This is a genomic window from Nitrospirillum amazonense, assembly GCF_007828035.1.
In the GTDB taxonomy this organism is placed as follows: domain Bacteria; phylum Pseudomonadota; class Alphaproteobacteria; order Azospirillales; family Azospirillaceae; genus Nitrospirillum; species Nitrospirillum amazonense.
On record NZ_VITV01000011.1, the window covers coordinates 135,539 to 154,721 of the forward strand.

Genomic DNA, 19,183 nt, shown 5'->3' on the forward strand with positions numbered 1-19,183 from the left:
GTAACGGCCTAGTCGCCGGCGCTGGCCGCGTCCAGCTTCAGGGGAATCAATCCTTCCCTGTCCACCTTCGCCTGGACCTCGCCGCGCAGGCTGACCCGCTTGGGATCCAGGTTGGGCAGCCGCTGCTTCAAGGCGCCGGCCACCGCGGTCGCCCGGGCTTGCGCCAAGGCTTTCAAGGCTTGTTCCGCTAGCGGTTCGGTCTTGGCGACACGGTCGCGCAGGGCGCCGACATAGCCTGTTTCATCCAGCACGGGGGTCGGTGGGGTCTTGGCGCCGGGGGCCGCTGGGGGCGTATGGGTGAAGGAATCGCGCACCGGCGGCAGCTGGTCGGCGCCTAGGCGCTCGACGAACTGCGCCTCCAGGAACTGGCGCTGGCCTTCCAGGGTGTAGTGGTCGGCCAGGGCCTGAGCCATGCGGGCGTCCAGCGCGTCCATCTGCAACTGTGCCTTGTCCGCCTCCGGCGCCACGACGCCGGGCACCACCAGGGCCAATTGCGGCCGCGCGCCCAGCGCCTGGGCAAGATGGACAATCTTCTCCTGCTCCGGCGGGGAAAGGTCGGCCCGGCCGGGGGCGAAGTCGATATGGTCCAGCTTGTCCGCGTCCGCCCCGTCGAACAGCGCGGCCAGGGCGCGGAAGGGGGCGGTGACCAGATTGGTCAGCAGGTCGGCGGCGGCGGCACGGATGACGCTGCCGATGTCGAAACGCGGGTCGTTGATGTTGCCGCTGACCGGCAGGTCGACGTTGATCTTGCCCTCATCATCCTTCAGCAGGGCGATGGCGAGGTCCAAGGGCAGGTCCAGCGCGCCGGGCACATCCACCCGGTCGCCCAGCTTGATGTCGCGGATGACGACGCGGTTGGCGCCGTTCAGCGCCCCGCCCTTGACCAGATAGTGCAGGTCGACGTCCAGACGCCCCCGGTCGATGCGCCGCCCGGCGAACTTCACCGTGTAAGGCGACAGGTCGGGGAATTCGACGTTGCGGAACAGCATGTTGACGTTGGAATCGCGGCCGGGGTCGAAGGGCACCAGCCGGCCATCGACGGTCACCTGGCCGAAGTCGCCCACCTGGCCGCGCAAGGCCAGGCGCGAGGACGCCGTGGCGCTGGAACTGAGCGCCGCCACCTCCCCCTGCAGGTCGGTGATGTGGGCCGAGAAGGGCAGTGGCAGGGAGGCGTCGCCGTAATCGGCCTTGCCGCCCGTGACCACCACCCGGCCCACGCTGACCGCCGGGGCCGGGGCTGAAGCTTGTGCCGCGGCCCCGGCGGCGGCCTTGGCCCGTGGCACCATCAGATGGTTGAAGTTGGTGGTCTGGTTGGCCGCCACCTGCAGGCGCAGATAGGGCGCCGCCACGGTGACCTGGGAAACGCGCAGCTCATTAGCCACCTGGCTGTATTCAAAGCGGTCGATGCTCAGCCTATCCCAGGAGACGACCGGGATGCCGCCGCCCTGCTCCGCCACCGCCAGCGACCGCACCTCGCCCTTGCCGACCGCGGTGAGACCGCCGGGCGTCTTGCCCTCGGGCGGTGTGACGGTGATGTCACCCTCCGCCGACAGATGGCCATCGTTGATGTCCACCCGAGCGCTTTCGCGCACATAGGGCTGGGCAGCGGCGACCGGCAGGTCGGTCAGGGCGGCCGTGGCCTCAAGCCGCAGGGCCGGTAGCGCCGTGACCTTGCCGTGCGCCGTCACCTGGCCCCCGCCCGACAGCGCCGCCGTCAGGGTGAAGGGGAATGCGGCGTCCGCCTGGCTGGAGAGATTGTCCAGGGTGAGGTCGATGGGCGTCAGCTCCAGCCGCGCCGGCTCATGCAGCGCCTGATCCTCCACCGCCGCCTTGGCCTTGCGCACCTGGACCTTGCCCAGTGTGGCGGTCCATGGCGGCGCGTCGGCCCCCTTCGCTGCCGGCACGGCCGCTGGATCGGCATTCCCCACCAGCCAGGGCATGGGGCCGACGCGGCCGTCCGCCTGGCGCCGCAGGGCCACGGTCAAGCCGTCCAGGCTGAGGCTGTCGGCCCCGGCGGTGCGTTCAGGCCAAGCCAGGCGCCCGCCGGCCAGGCGCAGTTCCGGCAAGGTCAGGAAAGGCGCCGCCACCCCGACCTCATGCACCGCCAGGTCGCGCAACACCACACCCGCATGGGTGACCGCCAGGGCATAGGCACCGTCGGCGCGACGGCTGACCTGATAATCGAGATCGACCGCGAGGGTACCGGTGGGCACGGTGACCTTGAAAACGTCGCCGAAATAGCGGGCCGCCAGGGGAATGTAAGGCCCGCGCGCCGCCACATGGCCGGCGGAGACGATGGGGTTCAGGCCGGATGTGCCCGTCCATTCCAGGGTGGCGCCGCCCTCCAGCCCTACCTGCAGGTGCTGTTGCCCCTGGCGTTCCGGCAGGGTGCTGAGGTCGTTGAACTCCATGCTGACGGGGCCGACCTTGGTCTTGAACGGCGTGCCCGGGACTTGGTCGGTCACGTCGGCGGCCGCGTTGGTGATGGTCACGCGATGGATCAGCAGGCGCGGCAGGCCCAGGCTGGGCGCTTCGGCCTTGGCCTGGTCATCGCCGGAGGCGGCGGCCTGGATCAGGCGCCCGATGTTGGTGTCGGTCTCGCCATAGCGCACCAGGGTGGCTTTCAGGCCATCCAGCTGGATGTCGTTGACGCCCCAGGCCCAGCGCAGCAGTCCGCCCAGCGCCAGGCGGACATACAGCCGGTCGAAACCCAGCAGAGGGGCGCCATCGGCCTCCGTCAGGCGGAAGCCGCGCAACTCCACACTGAGGGCGTAAGGGTTGATGCGCACCTCGTCCAGGGTGGCAGGGCGTTGGAAGGCTTTCTGCGTCACGTCCACGATTTCCCGCCGCAGCACGGGCGGGGCGACGAAAAAGCCCACCAGCGTGTACAGCGCCAGAATGAGGACGGCCCAGAAGCGCTTGCGCCGCACGCTCCACCACAGGCGGGGCTCGCCCAGGCGCTGCCGGCGGATGCAAGCGCCGAGACGGTGGCGGAACGAGGACGGCGTGGGTGGCGGGATCGGCATGGGATGGGGTCCTGCGGCGTGGACCCCATCCTATAATGGCAAAGCTGCAAGGGATACGGGCTTGGTGTCGCCCGGATCTACCCGGACGACACTAACCCTTTGGGTCAGCTTATGTTTCCCAAGCCGTGCCTTATTGGGGATCGCCATAGACGATACCCCGGCCATGGGTCCCGACATAGACGCGGCCATACCGCTTGGGGTCGCCCGATACCTGCAGGATCAGGCCCCACTGGTGCTGGTCATCGTTCACCCGCACCCAATGCCGCCCGGCATCGTCGGAGCGGAAGATGCCCCGCTGATGGTCGATGGTGCCCACCAGGTAAAGGGCGGCGATGTCGGCCCCGGGGGCAGCCTTGCCGAAGCCGAAGGCGTGCAACTCCTCCACACCGGGCAGGCGGGTGTAGGCCCCACCATCGGCCGTGCCGTGGTAGAGCCCATCGAAAGCGGCGATCCACAGGTCGCCCCTGCGGCCCGGCGTGGCGTACAGGGCATCCTGGCCGCCACGCGGATCGCCCCGGCCGTTGCGCACCGCCGCCGGCGTGGGCAGGCCGTTCGGCAGGGTGAAGGGCCGCGCCTGGAAATGGGCGGCGCGGTCGGTGCTGACGTACAGTTTCCCGTCGAACAGGGACAGGGCGTAGAAGGTGTCGGGATCAACGGCGTCGCCGATCACCCGCACGCCGTCCGGCAGCCCCTGGGCGGAGGTCCAGGTGGTGCCGTGGTCGGTGGTGACGAAAGCCCCGGACACCAGCCCCTCCTTCGCCCCCTGCGGCGTCCACACCCAGGTGGCGCCGTCGGCGGAGACGGCGACCTTGCCACGCTTGGCCTCCGGCACCGGCATCACCGCCGGCTTCCAGCTGCGGCCGCCATCCAGGGAATAGCCGATGTTGGGCGCCGGATAGCGTTCGTCATGGATGCCTACACGCACCACCACGCCGGGGTTCAGCGGTGCCGACACCACGCTGTCGGTGTTGCCGAACCGGGGCGAGGAGGCAGCGCCCTCCGGCGCCGGCTTGTCCAGGTCCCAATGCACGAAGCCGCCATAGTCGCCGATGGCGGAAATCAGCGGGGCGCCCTGGACGGGGCTGTTGAAGGCCATGCCCACCGTTTCCTCGATGCCGGTGCTCATCACCTGCCAGTGGCTGGGCTGGCCCTTGTCCACGGCGGTGAGATCAAACGTCTCCCACCCGCCGTAGCCCGTGGTGAACATGGCGTGGTCAGGGTTGGCGGGATCGATCTCGATATCGAACAGCCAATGGATGGGCGTGGGCCTCACATAGGGCGCCAGACTGTAGTCGTAGACGCCACCGTTCTTGCCATCGCCCTTGGGGCCGCCGAACACGCCGTGCCAGGTCTTGCCGCCATCCAGGCTGCGGAAAATGTCCTCCCCCAGGCCAGGGTAAGACCCCGGCTGGCGGTGCCGGTCGAAGGAACTGGCGATGACCACCTTGGGATTGTGCGCGTCCACCGCCACGGCGGCATAGCCGAAGGCTGCCCCCTTGGCGGCGTCCGGCTTCTCCGGCGTGATGTCGGTCCACTTGCCCCGCCGGGTGTTCAGCTTCCACACGGCGCCGTCGGTCATACGGGTGGGACCGGGGCTGCTGCCGTAAGAGACGTAGAGCGTGCCGTCGGCCGCCAGCGCGGCGCGCGTCGGCCGGTTGGCGGTGGGCTGGCCCGGCACGGGCGCCCAGGTCCGGCCGCCATCAGTGCTGCGGAACAGGTTGTCCCGCCCCTTGAGGGAGGCGCCGACGTAGATGGTGCGGCTGCCCTTGCCGTTCTTGGTGGCGCTTTTGGGGTCGAAGATCACGAACACCAGGCCCGCCCCGCCGCGCGCCCAGGGCGACACGCCGGCCGCGATCTCCTTCGACAGATCCTCCGTCACGTCGGGAAAGCTGGCGACGCGGTTCCAGGTGGCCGCGCCGTCGTGGCTGACCCACAGGCCGTCATGGCGGGTGCCGAGGTAGAGGGTGTCCGGATCGTTGGGATCGACCGCCAGGCGTTCGCCATTGCCACGGCCGTTCTCATTGCCGCCGAACTTGATGGGCACGTCGACGCGGCGGAAGGTCCGCCCCCGGTCGTCGGAGCGCACGATGGCGCCGGCGGGCGCCTGCGGGGCGGTGTAGGTGCCCAGCGCCATGTAGACACGATCGGGGTTGTGCGGGTCCAGCGCGATGCTTTCCACGCCCATCAGGTTGGTATCGGCGTAGGAGACCCAGTCCAGCAGGGGGATCCAGCGCTTGGCCCCCTCGTCCCAGCGGTAGGCGCCACCCATATCGGTGCGGGCATAGCGCAAGCCGGGCACGGTGGGATGGAAGATGATGCCGTCGACGAAGCCACCGCCCACGATCTGGACGTTCTTCCAGTGATAGGGCGCCTGGCCGGTCAGCACGGCCCCCTGCGGCGCCGATGGCGCGGCGACGACGGACGGTGCCTTCTGACTGCCATCAGTCTGACAGCCGGCCAACGCGAGAGCCGCGACGGAGGCGAGCAGCAGGCGTCGCGCCCGCGTGGAATGCGAGTTTCCTGTCATGACAGCGTTCCCAACCCCATTTTGTAATCGTTTTCGGGGCTACTGTTGCTCAAGTTACCGGTAACATCAAGGGCGCCAACCAATCTGGAATGTCGCAGCCGGCGGGGAGCCAGCGCAGCGGACATTCGTCGCGCGGCATCGCCACGGGCCGCCAACGCCATCAAATCTTCACAGTCTGTCACGGCATTGGCACGGGACGGTCGCGGGCACCCCCCCTCATCATCCTGGCGTCCCCGGCAGGATATCATGTGAAAGGAAGCCCATGCCCACCCATACGCCGCCGTCCCCCACCCCCGGCCAAACCGGTACCAACGGCCCCGCCAAGGTCAACGACCGCCATGTCGACGAGTTACTGGACGAGGCGCTGGAGGAAAGCTTTCCCGCCAGCGATACGCCGTCGGTTCCCCCGTCACGGGATCCATGACCACGGGTATTGTGCAGTGCGAAAGGAGCCTTGACAGACCGCCTCGTCAGCCGCTAATCACCGCCCATCATTGGGGAGTAGCCGCCCGCCGATTTTGAGCGGGCGCCGCGTCAACAGACTTGGGCCCCATCGGTGCATCACCATTCGGTGCCTCACCGGTGCGGCCCATGGCGCGTGCGACCGATCCGCCCTGCGCGGATCGTTGGCGAGACCAGTGGCATGTCGCGTCCGCCCTGGCCGGGCCGGACGCCGACTGCTGCTGTCGTCCGCCTGGCCTGTCGCATTGCCGTCCCCGAGGTCTGTATCATGCCCATCACCACGTCCTTCGCCCTGGCGTTCAGCCTGTCCATGGACGCCTTCGCCGCCTCACTGGGCAAGGGCGCCAGCCTCAACCGCCCCGGCGTGCGGGAGGCGGCCCGGGTGGGCGCCTATTTCGGCCTGTTCGAGCTGGCGGCCCCCATTCTGGGTTGGGGCCTGGGCCTGTCCTTCGCCCATTACATAGAGGCCTACGACCACTGGATCGCCTTCGGCCTGCTGCTGGTCGTGGGCGGCCGCATGGCTTGGCTGGCGTGGAAGAACGACGATGAGGACAAGCCCAAGGCCGACCGGCATTCGCCCCTGGCGCTGGCCATGACCGCCATCGCCACCAGCATCGACGCCACCGCCGTCGGCATTACCCTGGGCTATATGAATGTCGACGTGCCCACCACCATTGCCCTGATCGGCCTGGTGACATTCACCATGGCCTTCGGCGGGGTGATGTTGGGCCGGGCCGCCGGCCCCGTGCTGGGCCGCTGGGCCGAGGTGCTGGGCGGCCTGGGCCTGATCGGCATCGGCGCCAAGGTGCTGTACGACCACACCCTGGGAGGCTTTGGCGGTTAAAGCACTATAGCGTCCAGCCTGGCCAGATGCGGCGCCTGGGCCGCGGCACCCAGGAAAGACCCGGTGATGCTGTTGCGGGCCAGCCGCGCCAGCTGCGCCCGGTCCAGGCCCAAAGCCGCCGCCACCCGTACGTAATTGTCCAGCAGATAGCCGCCGAAATAGGCCGGGTCGTCGGCGTTGACCGTGGCCCTCAGCCCCAGGTCCAGCATACGCCGCAGGGGATGCGTCTCCAGGCTGGGCACGACGCAGAGCTTGAGGTTGGACAGCGGGCACACCGTCAGCGTCGTGCCCTGGTCCACCAGCCGCCGGGTGAGGGCCGCATCCTCCAGCGCGCGGTTGCCATGGTCCAGGCGATCCACGCCGAGAATGTCCAGCGCCTGCCAGACATAGTCGGGTGGCCCCTCCTCCCCCGCGTGGGCCACCAGCTTCAGCCCCCGCTCCCGTGACGCCTGGAACACCCGGGCGAATTTCGACGGGGGGTTGCCGACCTCGGATGAATCCAGGCCAACGCCCGTGATGCGGTCCAGATAGGGCTCCGCCGTCCTCAGCGTGGCGAAGGCCGACTCCTCATCCAGATGGCGCAGGTAGCAGAGGATGAGGCGGGAGGTGACGCCCAACTCCCGCTCCGCCGCCGCCATGCCGGCCAGCAGGCCGTCGGCCACCACCTGGAAGGGGATGCCCCGGTCGGTATGGGTCTGGGGATCGAAGAAGATCTCGGCATGCACGCCACCATCGGCTGCCAGCCGCTGGAAATAAGCCATCGCCAAGTCGTGGAAGTCTTCTTCCGTACGCAGGACCTGGGCCCCTTGGTAATAGATGTCCAGGAAGTCCTGAAGGTTGGTGAAGGCGTAGGCCGCCCGCACCTCCTCCACCGTGCGGAAGGGCAGATTAACCCGGTTGCGGCGGGCGAAGTCGAACATCTGCTCCGGTTCCAGGCTGCCTTCGATGTGCAGGTGCAGCTCCGCCTTGGGCAGGCCGCGGACGAAATCGGAGAGAGGGTCGGTCATTGGGCTGCCTTTCATCATCGCAAGAATGGCCAGTGTAGCCCCAGCGATACCGCCGATGACAGACCTTCCCGTGCCGCCGTTAAAAGGCCGATTACATCCGCGGAGGGTATATCAATCTCACATACCCGTTAAACGGGTGGATTGGTGGCCCTTATCTGCTAGATTGCACCCCAATAACTCAACCAGAGGCGGCGCGGGCCGCGAAGAGGGGGTGGAGCATGCGAGGATATCAGACGCGCGGGGCGTCACTGAAGGTAAGCCTGGGGGCCGGCGTCGCCGGCCTGGGCCTGATGCTGCTGGGGGCCGCCCCGCCGGCCGCGGCGCAGAGCACCTTCGCCAATCCCCCCAGCCTGCCCCAGACGGCGCCGGCCACGGGCTCAGCCAACGTTCCCGGCCTGCCCAAGGCGCCGTCGGCCATCAGCCTGGCCACCGCCCCGGCGGCTCACGCCGGCAAGGAGCGGGCCTTCGACCTGCACATCCAGTACACCGACGCCGCCCTGTACGACCCAGGGGAGCAGCGGTACCAGCGCGTGCACCTGCGCAGCTATGTCGGCACCGGCGTGTCGCCCGGCACGCCCTATGTGGCGCCGGAGATCGACGTGACGCCTGGTGACACCGTGCGCGTCACCCTGCACAACGACCTGCCGGCCGATCCCAGCTGCAACGACCACAGCATCACGCCGGACACGCCGCACTGCTTCAACGGCACCAATCTGCATTCGCACGGCCTGTGGGTCAGCCCCGCGGGCAACAGCGACAACGTTCTGATCTCGCTGAATCCCGGCGTCAGCTTCCAGTATGAGTACAACATCCCGGCCGACCATCCGGCCGGCACCTTCTGGTACCATCCGCACCGCCACGGCTCGACGGCCCTGCAGGTGGGCAGCGGCATGGCCGGCGCGCTGATCATCCGTGGTGACCGCAAGCCCACGCCCCAGGTCAACGGCGACCTGGATACCCTGCTGATCGGCGCCGACGGCAAGCCCCTCAAGGAACGCACCCTGGTGTTCCAGCAGATCCAGTACTACTGCCTGGACGACAACAAGACGCCGACCTGGGACTGCAAGGCCAACCAGACGGGGATCATCGAAACATACGGCGCCGTGCAAAACCCCCCGGGAACCGTCCCCCCGACCAGTGACGAGTTCAGCCCCGGCAGTTGGGCGCAGTCGGGGCGCTGGACCAGCATCAACGGCGTCATCATGCCCACCTTCACCGACGCCCAGGCGGGCACGGCGGAACGCTGGCGCCTGATCCACGCCGGCGTGCGTGAGACCATCAACGTGGAATTCCACAAGATGGCGGACACCACGACCGCCACCGCCCGCCCCAGCAAGAACGGCGCGGACAAGTTCGTCGACACGGTGTGCACCGGCCCCGCCGTGCCTTACCAGGTGGTGGCGGCCGATGGCCTGACCATGGGCAACACCCTGACCAACACCAACACCACCCTGCAGCCCGGCTATCGCTATGACCTGATGGTGGTTTTCCCCGAGCCCGGCAACTACTGCGTGACCCAGAGCCCGATGGCCGCGGACGTCACCGTCAGCCGATCCGGCACGCTGCGCAGCCTGCTGGGCGTGGTCACCGTGCGGGGCGGCACCCGCACCGCCGATCCCATCCAGACACTAGTGAACACCCTGGTAGCCTCGGCCCAGAAGAACATGCCGGCGGACGTCCGCAACCAGATCGTCGCCGACCTGACGACCAAGGACGCCAAGGGCAAGCCCAACATCCTGCTGACCCGCTTCGTCCCCCACCCCACCATTCAGGAAGGCGAGGTGGCGGGCAACCCGACGCAGGAAATGCTGTTCTATCTGGGGCCGAAGGATCTCAACAATCCGAACGGACCCGCCATCTTCACCGTGGGCAACACCTTCCAGCTGGGCGCCGACGGCAGGCCCCAGACCCATTCCTACGACCCGAAGGTCGTGGACCGCTCGCTGATCCTGGGGCAGGCCCAGACCTGGGAACTGCGGTCCTATGGCGTCAACCACCCCTTCCACATCCACGTGAACCCGTTCCAGATCGTGGCCATCCTGGACCCCGACAACAACGACGTCAGCGCCCCGGGCTATGTCGAGAAGGATGGCGATACCCAGTACGCCGGCCTGCGCGGCGCCTGGAAGGACACGCTGTGGGTCAAGACCAAGATCCCGTTCGGCGCCACACTGACGGACAAGACCAAGGGCTATTACCGCCTGATCGTCCGCACACGGTATGAGCGGTACATCGGCGAATACGTCCTGCATTGCCACATCCTGGACCATGAGGACCAGGGCATGATGCAGAACGTGGAGATCGGCGTGGGTGACGGCAACGGCGGCCTGGCCAAAGCCCATCACTGATTCTCTCTCCCGTCCCTTCTGACAGCGGCCCAGCCCTCATCGGCTGGGCCGTTTTTTGTCGGAGCGCGCATGGCACCACGCGGCGAATGGCCCTCTCAGACCAAGCCCGGACAGTTCCCCTGGAGCAGGACGTTTGCGCCCAGGGGTTGGTGGGGACCCGTCAGCCTTACACGTTGTGGTTAACCTTCGTGGCGATCCAGTGAATGTTTATATAAATTCAAGTGTCTAAGCGGGCGGGAAAGCGCCCTGGAACAATAAATACAAATGCAATATAAACACTGCGTAAATACGTTTGTATTCATTTTCTAATTCGTTGGTAGTAGATTTTTACGCAGCTGCCTCTCTTAATATTGCCTTAATAACTCCCTTCCTATTCTTTGGGTTAGAGCCGTGACTTGAGGCGGAGGGATGCCGCATCCGGGCCGTCGGCCGACTATCCTTGGCGGGGAAAGAAATGGTCGCTTTCTATAAGCAAATCATAGATTTATACACGCTCGCAGAACTGGTGGAAACGGACGACGCTTCCCTGGGAAAGGTCTGCCTGGCCTCCGATGCGCGGTATCAGGTTCGGGAATTCCATTTGGATGGCTTAACCAACCAGGTTGCCTCCTACTTGGCTGCCGGCTTCGGCGGGCGGACGGAACAGGATTTTCCCCACCTGACCTGTGCCTGGGGACGGGCCCGTGTCGGCTCAACAGCCATGGCCAACCTGTTCGGCGTGGCCGGCCTCCCCTCCTACTACCAGCCGACCAAGGCGGTCATGCGCCATGTGCTGGCCGCTGATCGCCCCGGCCCCTGGGCCGTTCCCCTGGCCGACCAGGCGCCCCACATCTTCTGCAAGGACGTGGCCGGCCCCTATCTGACGGCGGAGTGCCTGTACATCCCACTGCAGATGCTGATCGAGGCGGGTTACCCTGCCAGCCGCCTGCACCTGGTGATGCTGGACCGCCAGCCGGTGCACGCCCTGGCGTCGTGGCTGCGCAAATGGTCCCACCGGGTCAACCGCGACCAGCTGCTGGAGAATTTCGTTGTCGCCACGCTGAACGCCGTGCGGGTCGAGAACTATGCCCGCCGGCAGGGCGTGCCCGTGACCCACTACGTTCATGAGGCGGCACGGCAGCCGGTGCTGGCGGCCGCGGCCCTGTTCCACCGGCTGGGCCTGTCCGATTACTTCACCCCCGAAACGGTGACCAGTTGGCAGCGGATGGACAGCCTGGACGACAGCCAGTCGCGCATCCTGTTCCCGGTGGAGCCGGAGGCCTATGCCGCCCCGGGCCTGCACCAGCAGACGGGTGGCATCGGCAGCTACGCCTATCAGGACCGGGACCGGGGGGCCGTCACGGACGCGGACCTGGATCTGCTGCGCCGACATGGTGTGGATGAGGTCTACGCCCGCAGCGCGGCCGCCTGCGCCCGCGACCTCGATCTGCCCCGCGGCCTGCTCCGTGAGGGTGACGCCCCCTCCGCCGCCGCTGTCGCCTGACCCCCTACGCCCTGCGCGAAAGATCCGATCATGCTGAACAAATTGAAGATTTCCCACCGGCTGGCGCTGTTCATGCCCATGCTGGTGCTGGCCCTGGGGCTGGCCGTCAGCTTCGCCCTGACCACCCTGCGCCACACCCTGACCGAGGACCGCAAGGAAGAGCTGAAGCAGATCCTGATGGTCACCCGTGGGGTGGCGCAGAACTGGTACGACCGCGAACAGTCGGGCGAGCTGACTCGGGCCCAGGCGCAGAAGGGCGCGCAGGACGACATCCGCAAGCTGCGCTTCGGCAATGGCGAGTATGTCTACGTCAACCAGTACGACGGCCTGACCGTCGTCCACATCAAGCGGGAATTCGAAGGCAAGAACCGCATGGACTTCAAGACGGTCGATGGCGTCGAGACCGTGCGTTTGGGCATCGAGGCCGCCAAGCAGGGCGGCGGGTCCTTCACCTACACCTACCCGCGGCCGGGTAACAAGGGCGGCCCCGCCGAAAACTTCCCCAAGATGACCTACAGCCTGGGCTTCGAGCCATGGCAGTGGGCGCTGGGCACCGGCATCTACGTCGACGACATCGATGAGATCTATCATGATATATTGATTGATATGCTGATGCTGACCGCCGTCGTCGTGGTCGCCGGCGGCCTGGTGGCTTATCTGCTGGCCCGCAGCATCGCCAAGCCCCTGAAGCTGATGACGGAGCGCATGGGCCAGCTGGCCGATGGCGACCTGACCGTCGACATCCCCCTGCTGAACGACCGCCATGAGATCGGCCGCCTGGCCCGCGCGCTGGAAGTGTTCAAGCGCAACGGCCTGCGCAACGCCGAACTGACCCAGGCCCAGCTGGCCGAGCAGGAGGAGAAGCGGCGCCGGCAAGAAGCGGTGGAGGCCTCGCTGGCCGATTTCCAGCAGCGCACCGCCCGGGTGCTCAGCAACGTGGTGCACGCCTCGGAAGACGTGCGCAACCATTCCTCGGGCCTGGCCGACATGGCGACGCAGAGCCGCGGCATGGTGGAGATGGCCAATCACGCCTCGGCCGAAACCACCGGCAATGTGCAGATGATCGCCAGCGCGGCCGAGGAACTGGCCGCCGCCGTGGGAGAGGTCAACAGCCAGGTCACGCGCTCCACCGATATCGCGGAGCGGGCGGTGGCCCAGGCCGAACAGACCGGCGTCACCATGCAGGGCCTGGCGGACGCGGCCCAGAGCATCGGCAACATCATCCAGGTCATTCAGGAGATCGCCGGCCAGACCAACCTGCTGGCGCTGAACGCCACCATCGAGGCGGCGCGGGCCGGTGAGGCGGGCAAGGGCTTCGCCGTGGTGGCCAGCGAAGTGAAGACCCTGGCCAGCCAGACGACCAAGGCCACGGACGAAATCCAGGGCTACATCACCGGCATCCAACAGGAAACCACGCGAGCGGTGGAGGCCATCGGCAGCATCGCCACGGTGGTGGGTGACATGCGGACGATCGCCACCGCTATTGCGTCCGCGATGGAACAGCAGGGCGCCACCACCTCGGAAATCGCCCGCAACATCAACCAGGCGGCCATGGGCACCCAGCAGGTGTCGACCAACATCGTCGGCGTGGCGGGCGCAGCCGAGCAGACCAGCCAGTCGGCCAACGCCCTGCACACGGCCTCGGAAGCCCTGCGCCAGGACGCCGACGCCCTGAACGCCGAGATCACCGGCTTCTTCGCCCGCCTGCGCGCGATCTGAAGACAGTAAGGGGGGAGAAAGGGCGGCGATCTCCGCAAGGAGGGGCCGCCCTTTTGAGGCCTCAGCTGTGGGAGAAGGGCGGGACCAACACCGTGCTGCCCACCTGGACGGATCCAATGACGGTGGGGTCGCTGTAGTAATTGGCGTAAGTCACCACCGTGTTCCCCGTCGTCAGCGACAGCACCAGGTCATTGCCCAACTGCTGGAAGACAAGGCTGCCCGGATCAACGTCGGAGGAAAACACCAGCACGTTGGCGCCCACCCCATCGGTGATGACGTCAGAACCGCTGTTCAGGCCGAAGACATAGGTGTCATTCCCCAACCCGCCAGCGAAGGTGTCATCGCCCGAGCCGCCCGTGATGACGTTATCAAGGTCGTTGCCGGTACCGCTGAAGCCACCCGTGCCGGTGTAGGTCAGGTTCTCGACGTTGCTGCCCAGCGTATAGCTCGCCAGCGTCGTGCGGACCTCGTCCGTGCCGGCGCCGGCAGCCTCCGTCACCACGTCACCGGCGTCGTCCACCAGGTAGGTGTCGTTGCCCGCACCGCCGACCAGCGTGTCCGCCCCGGCCCCGCCATCCAGCACGTCGGCACCGGCACCGCCGGTGATCACGTTGCCTAAAGCGTTGCCGGTACCGCTGAAGCCACCCGTGCCCGTGTAGGTCAGGTTCTCGACATTGCTGCCCAGCGTATAGCTCGCCAGCGTCGTGCGGACCTCATCCATGCCGGCGCCGGCAGCCTCCGTCACCACGTCACCGGCATCATCCACCAGGTAGGTGTCATTGCCCGCACCGCCGATCAGCGTGTCCGCTCCAGCACCACCATCCAGCACGTCGGCACCGGCACCGCCGGTGATCACGTTGCCTAAAGCGTTGCCGGTACCGCTGAAGCCACCCGTGCCGGTGCAGGTCAGGTTCTCGACATTGCTGCCCAGCGTATAGCTCGCCAGCGTCGTGCGGACCTCGTCCGTGCCGGCGCCCGCCGCCTCCGTCACCACGTCACCGGCGTCGTCCACCAGGTAGGTGTCGTTGCCGCTACCACCGATCAGCGTGTCCGCCCCGGCCCCGCCATCCAGCACGTCGGCACCGGCACCGCCGGTGATGACGTTGGCCAAAGCATTGCCGGTACCGCTGAAGCCACCCGTGCCCGTGTAGGTCAGGTTCTCGACGTTGCTGCCCAGCGTGTAGCTCGCCAGCGTCGTGCGGACCTCGTCCGTGCCGGCGCCCGCCGCCTCCGTCACCACGTCGGTGGCGCTGTCCACCACATAGGTGTCGTTGCCCACACCACCGACCAAGGTGTCGTTGCCGGCACCGCCGTTCAGGGTATCGTCGCCCGCCCCGCCTGTCAGGGAGTCATTGGCGGCCCCACCGGTGATGACGTTGTTTAGCTCATTGCCTGTCCCAGTGAAGGCCGCCGTGCCCGTGTAGGTCAGGTTTTCCAGATTGGCGCCCAGCGTGTAGTTCGCCAGCGTGGTCCGCACTGTGTCGACGCCGGCACCCGCATCTTCCCGCACTACGTCGCCAGCGTTGTCCACCACATAGGTGTCGTTCCCCGCGCCGCCGATCAAGGTATCGACGCCGGCGGCGCCGTCCAGCGTGTCATCCCCCACCCCGCCGGTCAGCTGGTTGTTCAGGATGCTGCCGGTGCCGGAGAAGTTGCCGGTGCCGATGAAGGTCAGGTTCTCGACGTTGGCGGAAACCAGGGTGTAATTCGTCAGCCAAGTCCGGATTTCATCCGTGCCACCACCCGAATTCTCCTTCACCACGTCGCCCAGATCATCGACGTAATAGACATCATCGCCGGTGCCCGCACCCATGGTGTCAGCACCGGCTCCACCATCCAGCGTGTCATTGCCGGTGGCACCAATCAGGCTATTGGCCAGATCGTTGCCGACACCATAGAAATTGCCGCTGCCCGTGTAGGTCAGGTTCTCGACATTGGCACCCAGCGTGTAGCTGGACGCGGTGACCTTCACCTCATCCGTGCCGCCGCCGGCCGCCTCCACCACCACATCGTTGGCGCTGTCGGCGAAATAGGTGTCGTTGCCCGAGCCACCGATCATGGTGTCGTCGCCGGCCCCGCCCGAGATGCTATTGGCAACCGCGGCATTGCCCCTGAGCACGTTGTTCAACTCGTTGCCGATGACGGTGAAGCCCGCTGTACCCGCACCGCCGGTGTAGGTCACGTTCTCCACATTGGCGCTGGTTAGCGTGTAGTTCGCCAGGCTGGTCTGGATCTCATCCGTGCCCTCGCCCGCATTTTCGATGACCACGTCGAGGGCGGTGCTCACGACATAGACGTCGTTGCCCGCACCGCCGATCATGGTGTCGGCGGCGGCACCACCGTCCAATGTGTCGTTGCCACCGCCGCCAACCAGCAGATTGCTGAGAGTGTTGCCGGTGCCATAGAAATTGCCGGTGCCGACGTAGCGCAGGTTTTCCACGTTGGCGCTCAAGGTGTAACTGGGGGCGGTGGCCCACACCTCATCCGTGCCGGCGCCCGTTTCCGTCACCACATCATTGGCATCATCCACCAGGTAGATGTCGTTGCCCAGGCCACCGATCAGGGTATCCACCCCGGCACCGCCATCCAGCGTGTCATTACCCCCGCCGCCGGTGATGGTGTTGGCCAGGGCGTTGCCGACACCGGAGAAATTGCCACTGCCCGTGTAGGTCAGTTTCTCGACATTGGCGCTCAGCGTGTAGCTGGCCGAGGTGGCCTGAACCTCATCGGTGCCCTCGCCCGGGTTCTCCACCACCACATCATTGGCGCTGTCCACCTGGAAGATATCGTCGCCAGTGCCACCGATCAGGGTGTCGTCCCCGGCTCCACCGTTCAGGGTGTCATTGCCGCCCGCTCCATTCAGTAGGTCATTGCCCGCCCCGCCGGTGAGGACGTTGGCGGCATCGTTGCCCGTACCGGTGAAGGCGTCAGCGCCGACATAGGTCAGCTTCTCGATATTGGCGCTCAGCACGTAGCCGGCCACCGAGGATCGCACTTCGTCGGTCCCCTCGCCCGCGTTCTCCACCACCACGTCGTTGAGGTTGTCCACGAAATAGACATCATTGCCGGCACCGCCGACCAGCGTGTCGGCCCCCGCCCCGCCATTCAGCGTGTCGTTGCCGGCACCGCTGGTGATGACATTCCCCAGGACGTTGCCCGTGCCGGTGAAGGCCAGGGTGCCGGTATAGGTCAGGTTGTCGACATCGGCAGTCAGCGCATAGGTCGCCACAGACGTCTTCACCAAATCCACGCCGGCGCCCGCCGCCTCGACCACCAGGTCGCCGGCATTGTCGACGATGTAGGTGTCATTGCCGGCGCCGCCGACCAGCGTGTCGGCCCCCGCGCCACCATCCAGCGTGTCGTCCCCCGCTCCGCCGGTCAGCTGGTTGTTCAGGCCGCTGCCGGTGCCGGAGAAGTTGCCGGTGCCGATGAAGGTCAGGTTCTCGACGTTGGCAGCTGTTAGGGTGTAGGCCGTCAGCCAGGTCCGGATTTCATCCGTGCCTCCGCCCGCGTTCTCCTTCACCACGTCACCCAGATCATCGACGTAATAGACGTCGTCACCCGTGCCCGCCCCCATGGTGTCGGCACCGGCGCCACCATCCAGCGTGTCATTGCCGGTGGATCCCGTCAGGCTGTTGGTCAGATCGTTGCCGACACCATAGAAATTGCCGCCGCCCGTATAGGTCAGGTTCTCGACATTGGCGCCCAGCGTGTAGCTGGCCGATGTTGCCTTCACCAGATCCGTACCGGCGCCGGCCGCCTCCACCACGACGTCATTGGCGCTATCCACGACATAGGTGTCGTTGCCGGCGCCGCCGACCAGAGTGTCATCCCCGCCCTTGCCGTCCAACACGTCATTGCCGGCGCCACCAGTGATGAGGTTGCCGATATCGTTGCCATTGCCAGTGAAACCGGCCGTGCCGGTGTAGGTCAGTTTTTCGATATTGGCGCCCAGGGTGTATAGCGCCGAGGAGGACTTGACCTCATCATTGCCCTCACCAGGGTTTTCGATCACCACGTCAGCGCTGTTGTCCACCATATAGACGTCGTCACCCGCACCGCCGATCAGCGTGTCGGCCCCCGCAAGACCGTCCAGCGTGTCGTTGCCGGCGCCACCGGTGAGGGTGTTGGCTGCGGCATTGCCGGTGCCGGTGAAGACCCCCGTCCCAATATAGGTCAGCTTTTCCAGGGGGCCGCCCAGCACGTAGGAGGCGAGCGTGGTGCGCACCTCGTCGATGCCGGTGAAACTCCCCTCCGTGATCACATCGCCGACATTGTCCACGATATAGACGTCGTCGCCCGCACCGCCGATCAGCGTGTCGGCCCCAGCGCCACCATCCAGCGTGTCATTTCCGGCACCGCCGGTGATGGTGTTGGCCAAGTCGTTGCCGGTGCCGTAGAAGCTGCCGGTACCAGTGTAGGTCAGCTTTTCGATGTTGGCGCTAAGCGTATAGCTGGCCGCCGTGGCCTGGACCTCGTCCGTACCTTCGCCCGCGTTCTCCACCACCACGTCGTTGGCGCTGTCGACACGGAAGATATCGTTGCCGGTGCCGCCGATCAGCGTGTCGTCACCGGCCCCGCCGATCAGGGTATCGTTGCCATCCCCGCCGCTCAGCACGTCATTGCCGGCGCCACCGGTGATGGTATTGCCCAGGGCGTTGCCCGTGCCGGTGAAAGTGCCCGTGCCGATATAGGTCAGGGTCTCGATATTGGCGCTGAGGGTGTAGCTGGCCGCCGTGGCCCGCACCTCGTCCGTGCCCTCGTTCGCGTTCTCCACCACCACATCGGCGCTGCTGTCCACGAAATAGAGGTCGTTGCCGGTACCGCCCACCAGGGTGTCGGCGCCACCGCCGCCGTCCAGCGTGTCGTTGCCAGCCCCGGCGCTCAGCGAGTCATTGCCGGCCCCGCCGGTCATGACATTGTTCAGCGTATTGCCAACACCGGCGAAAGCGCCGGTCCCGATATAGGTCAGGTTCTCAATATTGGCGCTGAGGGTGTAGCTGGCCGCCGTGGCCCGCACCTCGTCCGTGCCCTCGTTCGCGTTCTCCACCACCACGTCGGCGCCGCTGTCCACGAAATAGACGTCGTTGCCGGCGCCGCCGACCATGTAATCAACACCGGTCCCGCCATCCAACTGGTCGTTGCCGATCCCGCCGGTCATGGTGTCGTTGCCGCCCTTGCCGAACAGGACGTCGTTGCCGGCGCCGCCCGACAGGATGTCATCGGCGGCCCCGCCGGTCAGCGTGTCGTTGCCGGCATAGCCCGCCAGGCGGCTCTTGTCGTCCGTGGCGGTCAGCACGTCATCCCCGCTGGTGCCCAGGACGGGAATGTAATAGGGCACCGCCGGCCCCGTGGTGGGGTAGGTCTTGGTGACGATGTCGAAGCCGTTGGCCGTCTGGCTGGCCCAGCTCGCGATGATGGCGCCATCGGCCTGGACGGCCAAAGCCGGTTGGTTCTGGTCGCCGGTGGTGGTGTCGTTCAGGCGGAACTCACCGCCCACCGCGGCGCCGTTCGCTCCATAGCGCTGAGCATAGATGCCGTAGCCGCTGCCGTCCTCAGTATTCGACGCCCACGTGACCAGGTAACCGCCATCTGGCAGGGCTACGACCTTGGGCAAGCTCTGGTCCCCTGTGGTGTAGGTGTTGACCTGAAGGGGGCCGCCCATGGCTGTGCCATCCGCCGCATAGTGGCGTAACAGGACATTGTGCTGGGTGGTGTTGTCGTTGATGCCGCCGGTGCTGGCGAGGACGACGACATAAGTGCCATC

The 19,183-nt window shown here is 66.6% G+C and carries 8 protein-coding genes, 1 pseudogene and 1 riboswitch; of the genes and pseudogenes, 5 read left to right on the forward strand and 4 right to left on the reverse strand.

The features are described 5' to 3' along the window. Window positions 1-8: 8 nt before the first annotated feature. Both FBZ87_RS24400 and FBZ87_RS24405 read right to left on the reverse strand, forming a co-directional pair. The gene (locus tag FBZ87_RS24400; RefSeq protein ID WP_145613193.1) at window positions 9-3,026 is read right to left on the reverse strand and encodes a DUF748 domain-containing protein; all 3,018 of its coding nucleotides are present in this window, start codon (window positions 3,024-3,026) and stop codon (window positions 9-11) included. 130 nt (window positions 3,027-3,156) lie between these two features. Next, the gene (locus FBZ87_RS24405) at window positions 3,157-5,553 is read right to left on the reverse strand and encodes a beta propeller repeat protein (RefSeq protein WP_246134573.1); all 2,397 of its coding nucleotides are present in this window, start codon (window positions 5,551-5,553) and stop codon (window positions 3,157-3,159) included. A gap of 262 nt (window positions 5,554-5,815) precedes the next feature. Here FBZ87_RS24405 and FBZ87_RS29345 point away from each other — a divergent pair, with 262 nt between their 5' ends. Then, window positions 5,816-5,977: a hypothetical protein gene (locus tag FBZ87_RS29345; protein WP_186454957.1), complete on the forward strand. Its 162-nt coding sequence runs from the start codon at window positions 5,816-5,818 to the stop codon at window positions 5,975-5,977. Window positions 5,978-6,037: 60 nt separating this feature from the next. Next, window positions 6,038-6,206: riboswitch (yybP-ykoY riboswitch) on the forward strand. A gap of 77 nt (window positions 6,207-6,283) precedes the next feature. Further along, entirely contained in the window at window positions 6,284-6,859 is a 576-nt protein-coding gene (locus tag FBZ87_RS24410) for a manganese efflux pump MntP (protein WP_145613194.1), read from the forward strand. On the opposite strand, the gene FBZ87_RS24415 is transcribed toward FBZ87_RS24410, so the two are convergent. Further along, window positions 6,856-7,866, reverse strand: a complete 1,011-nt coding sequence (locus FBZ87_RS24415; RefSeq protein ID WP_145613195.1) for an adenosine deaminase — start codon at window positions 7,864-7,866, stop codon at window positions 6,856-6,858. The genes FBZ87_RS24410 and FBZ87_RS24415 overlap by 4 nt on opposite strands. Window positions 7,867-8,084: 218 nt before the next feature. Between FBZ87_RS24415 and FBZ87_RS24420 the strand changes: the two genes are divergently transcribed. The 3 genes from FBZ87_RS24420 (at window position 8,085) to FBZ87_RS24430 (ending at window position 13,416) form a co-directional block, all read left to right on the forward strand. After that, a complete protein-coding gene (locus tag FBZ87_RS24420) occupies window positions 8,085-10,214 on the forward strand; it encodes a multicopper oxidase family protein (protein WP_145613196.1) in 2,130 nt (709 codons plus the stop codon). Window positions 10,215-10,794: 580 nt separating this feature from the next. After that, a complete protein-coding gene (locus FBZ87_RS24425) occupies window positions 10,795-11,697 on the forward strand; it encodes a sulfotransferase family protein (protein ID WP_246134574.1) in 903 nt (300 codons plus the stop codon). Window positions 11,698-11,727: 30 nt separating this feature from the next. Further along, the gene (locus FBZ87_RS24430) at window positions 11,728-13,416 is read left to right on the forward strand and encodes a methyl-accepting chemotaxis protein (RefSeq protein ID WP_145613197.1); all 1,689 of its coding nucleotides are present in this window, start codon (window positions 11,728-11,730) and stop codon (window positions 13,414-13,416) included. A gap of 61 nt (window positions 13,417-13,477) precedes the next feature. On the opposite strand, the pseudogene FBZ87_RS24435 reads toward FBZ87_RS24430, so the two are convergent. Next, window positions 13,478-19,183, reverse strand: a pseudogene (locus FBZ87_RS24435) (hypothetical protein); the annotation flags it as partial.

What these genes read in the sequence shown, in the direction of transcription:
- FBZ87_RS24410 (WP_145613194.1), top strand. Translation starts at nt 6,284, where the DNA reads ATGCCCATCACCACGTCCTTCGCCCTGGCGTTCAGCCTGTCCATGGAC.
- FBZ87_RS24430 (WP_145613197.1), top strand. Translation starts at nt 11,728, where the DNA reads ATGCTGAACAAATTGAAGATTTCCCACCGGCTGGCGCTGTTCATGCCC.
- FBZ87_RS29345 (WP_186454957.1), top strand. Translation starts at nt 5,816, where the DNA reads ATGCCCACCCATACGCCGCCGTCCCCCACCCCCGGCCAAACCGGTACC.
- FBZ87_RS24415 (WP_145613195.1), bottom strand. Translation starts at nt 7,866, where the DNA reads ATGACCGACCCTCTCTCCGATTTCGTCCGCGGCCTGCCCAAGGCGGAG.
- FBZ87_RS24400 (WP_145613193.1), bottom strand. Translation starts at nt 3,026, where the DNA reads ATGCCGATCCCGCCACCCACGCCGTCCTCGTTCCGCCACCGTCTCGGC.
- FBZ87_RS24420 (WP_145613196.1), top strand. Translation starts at nt 8,085, where the DNA reads ATGCGAGGATATCAGACGCGCGGGGCGTCACTGAAGGTAAGCCTGGGG.
- FBZ87_RS24405 (WP_246134573.1), bottom strand. Translation starts at nt 5,553, where the DNA reads ATGACAGGAAACTCGCATTCCACGCGGGCGCGACGCCTGCTGCTCGCC.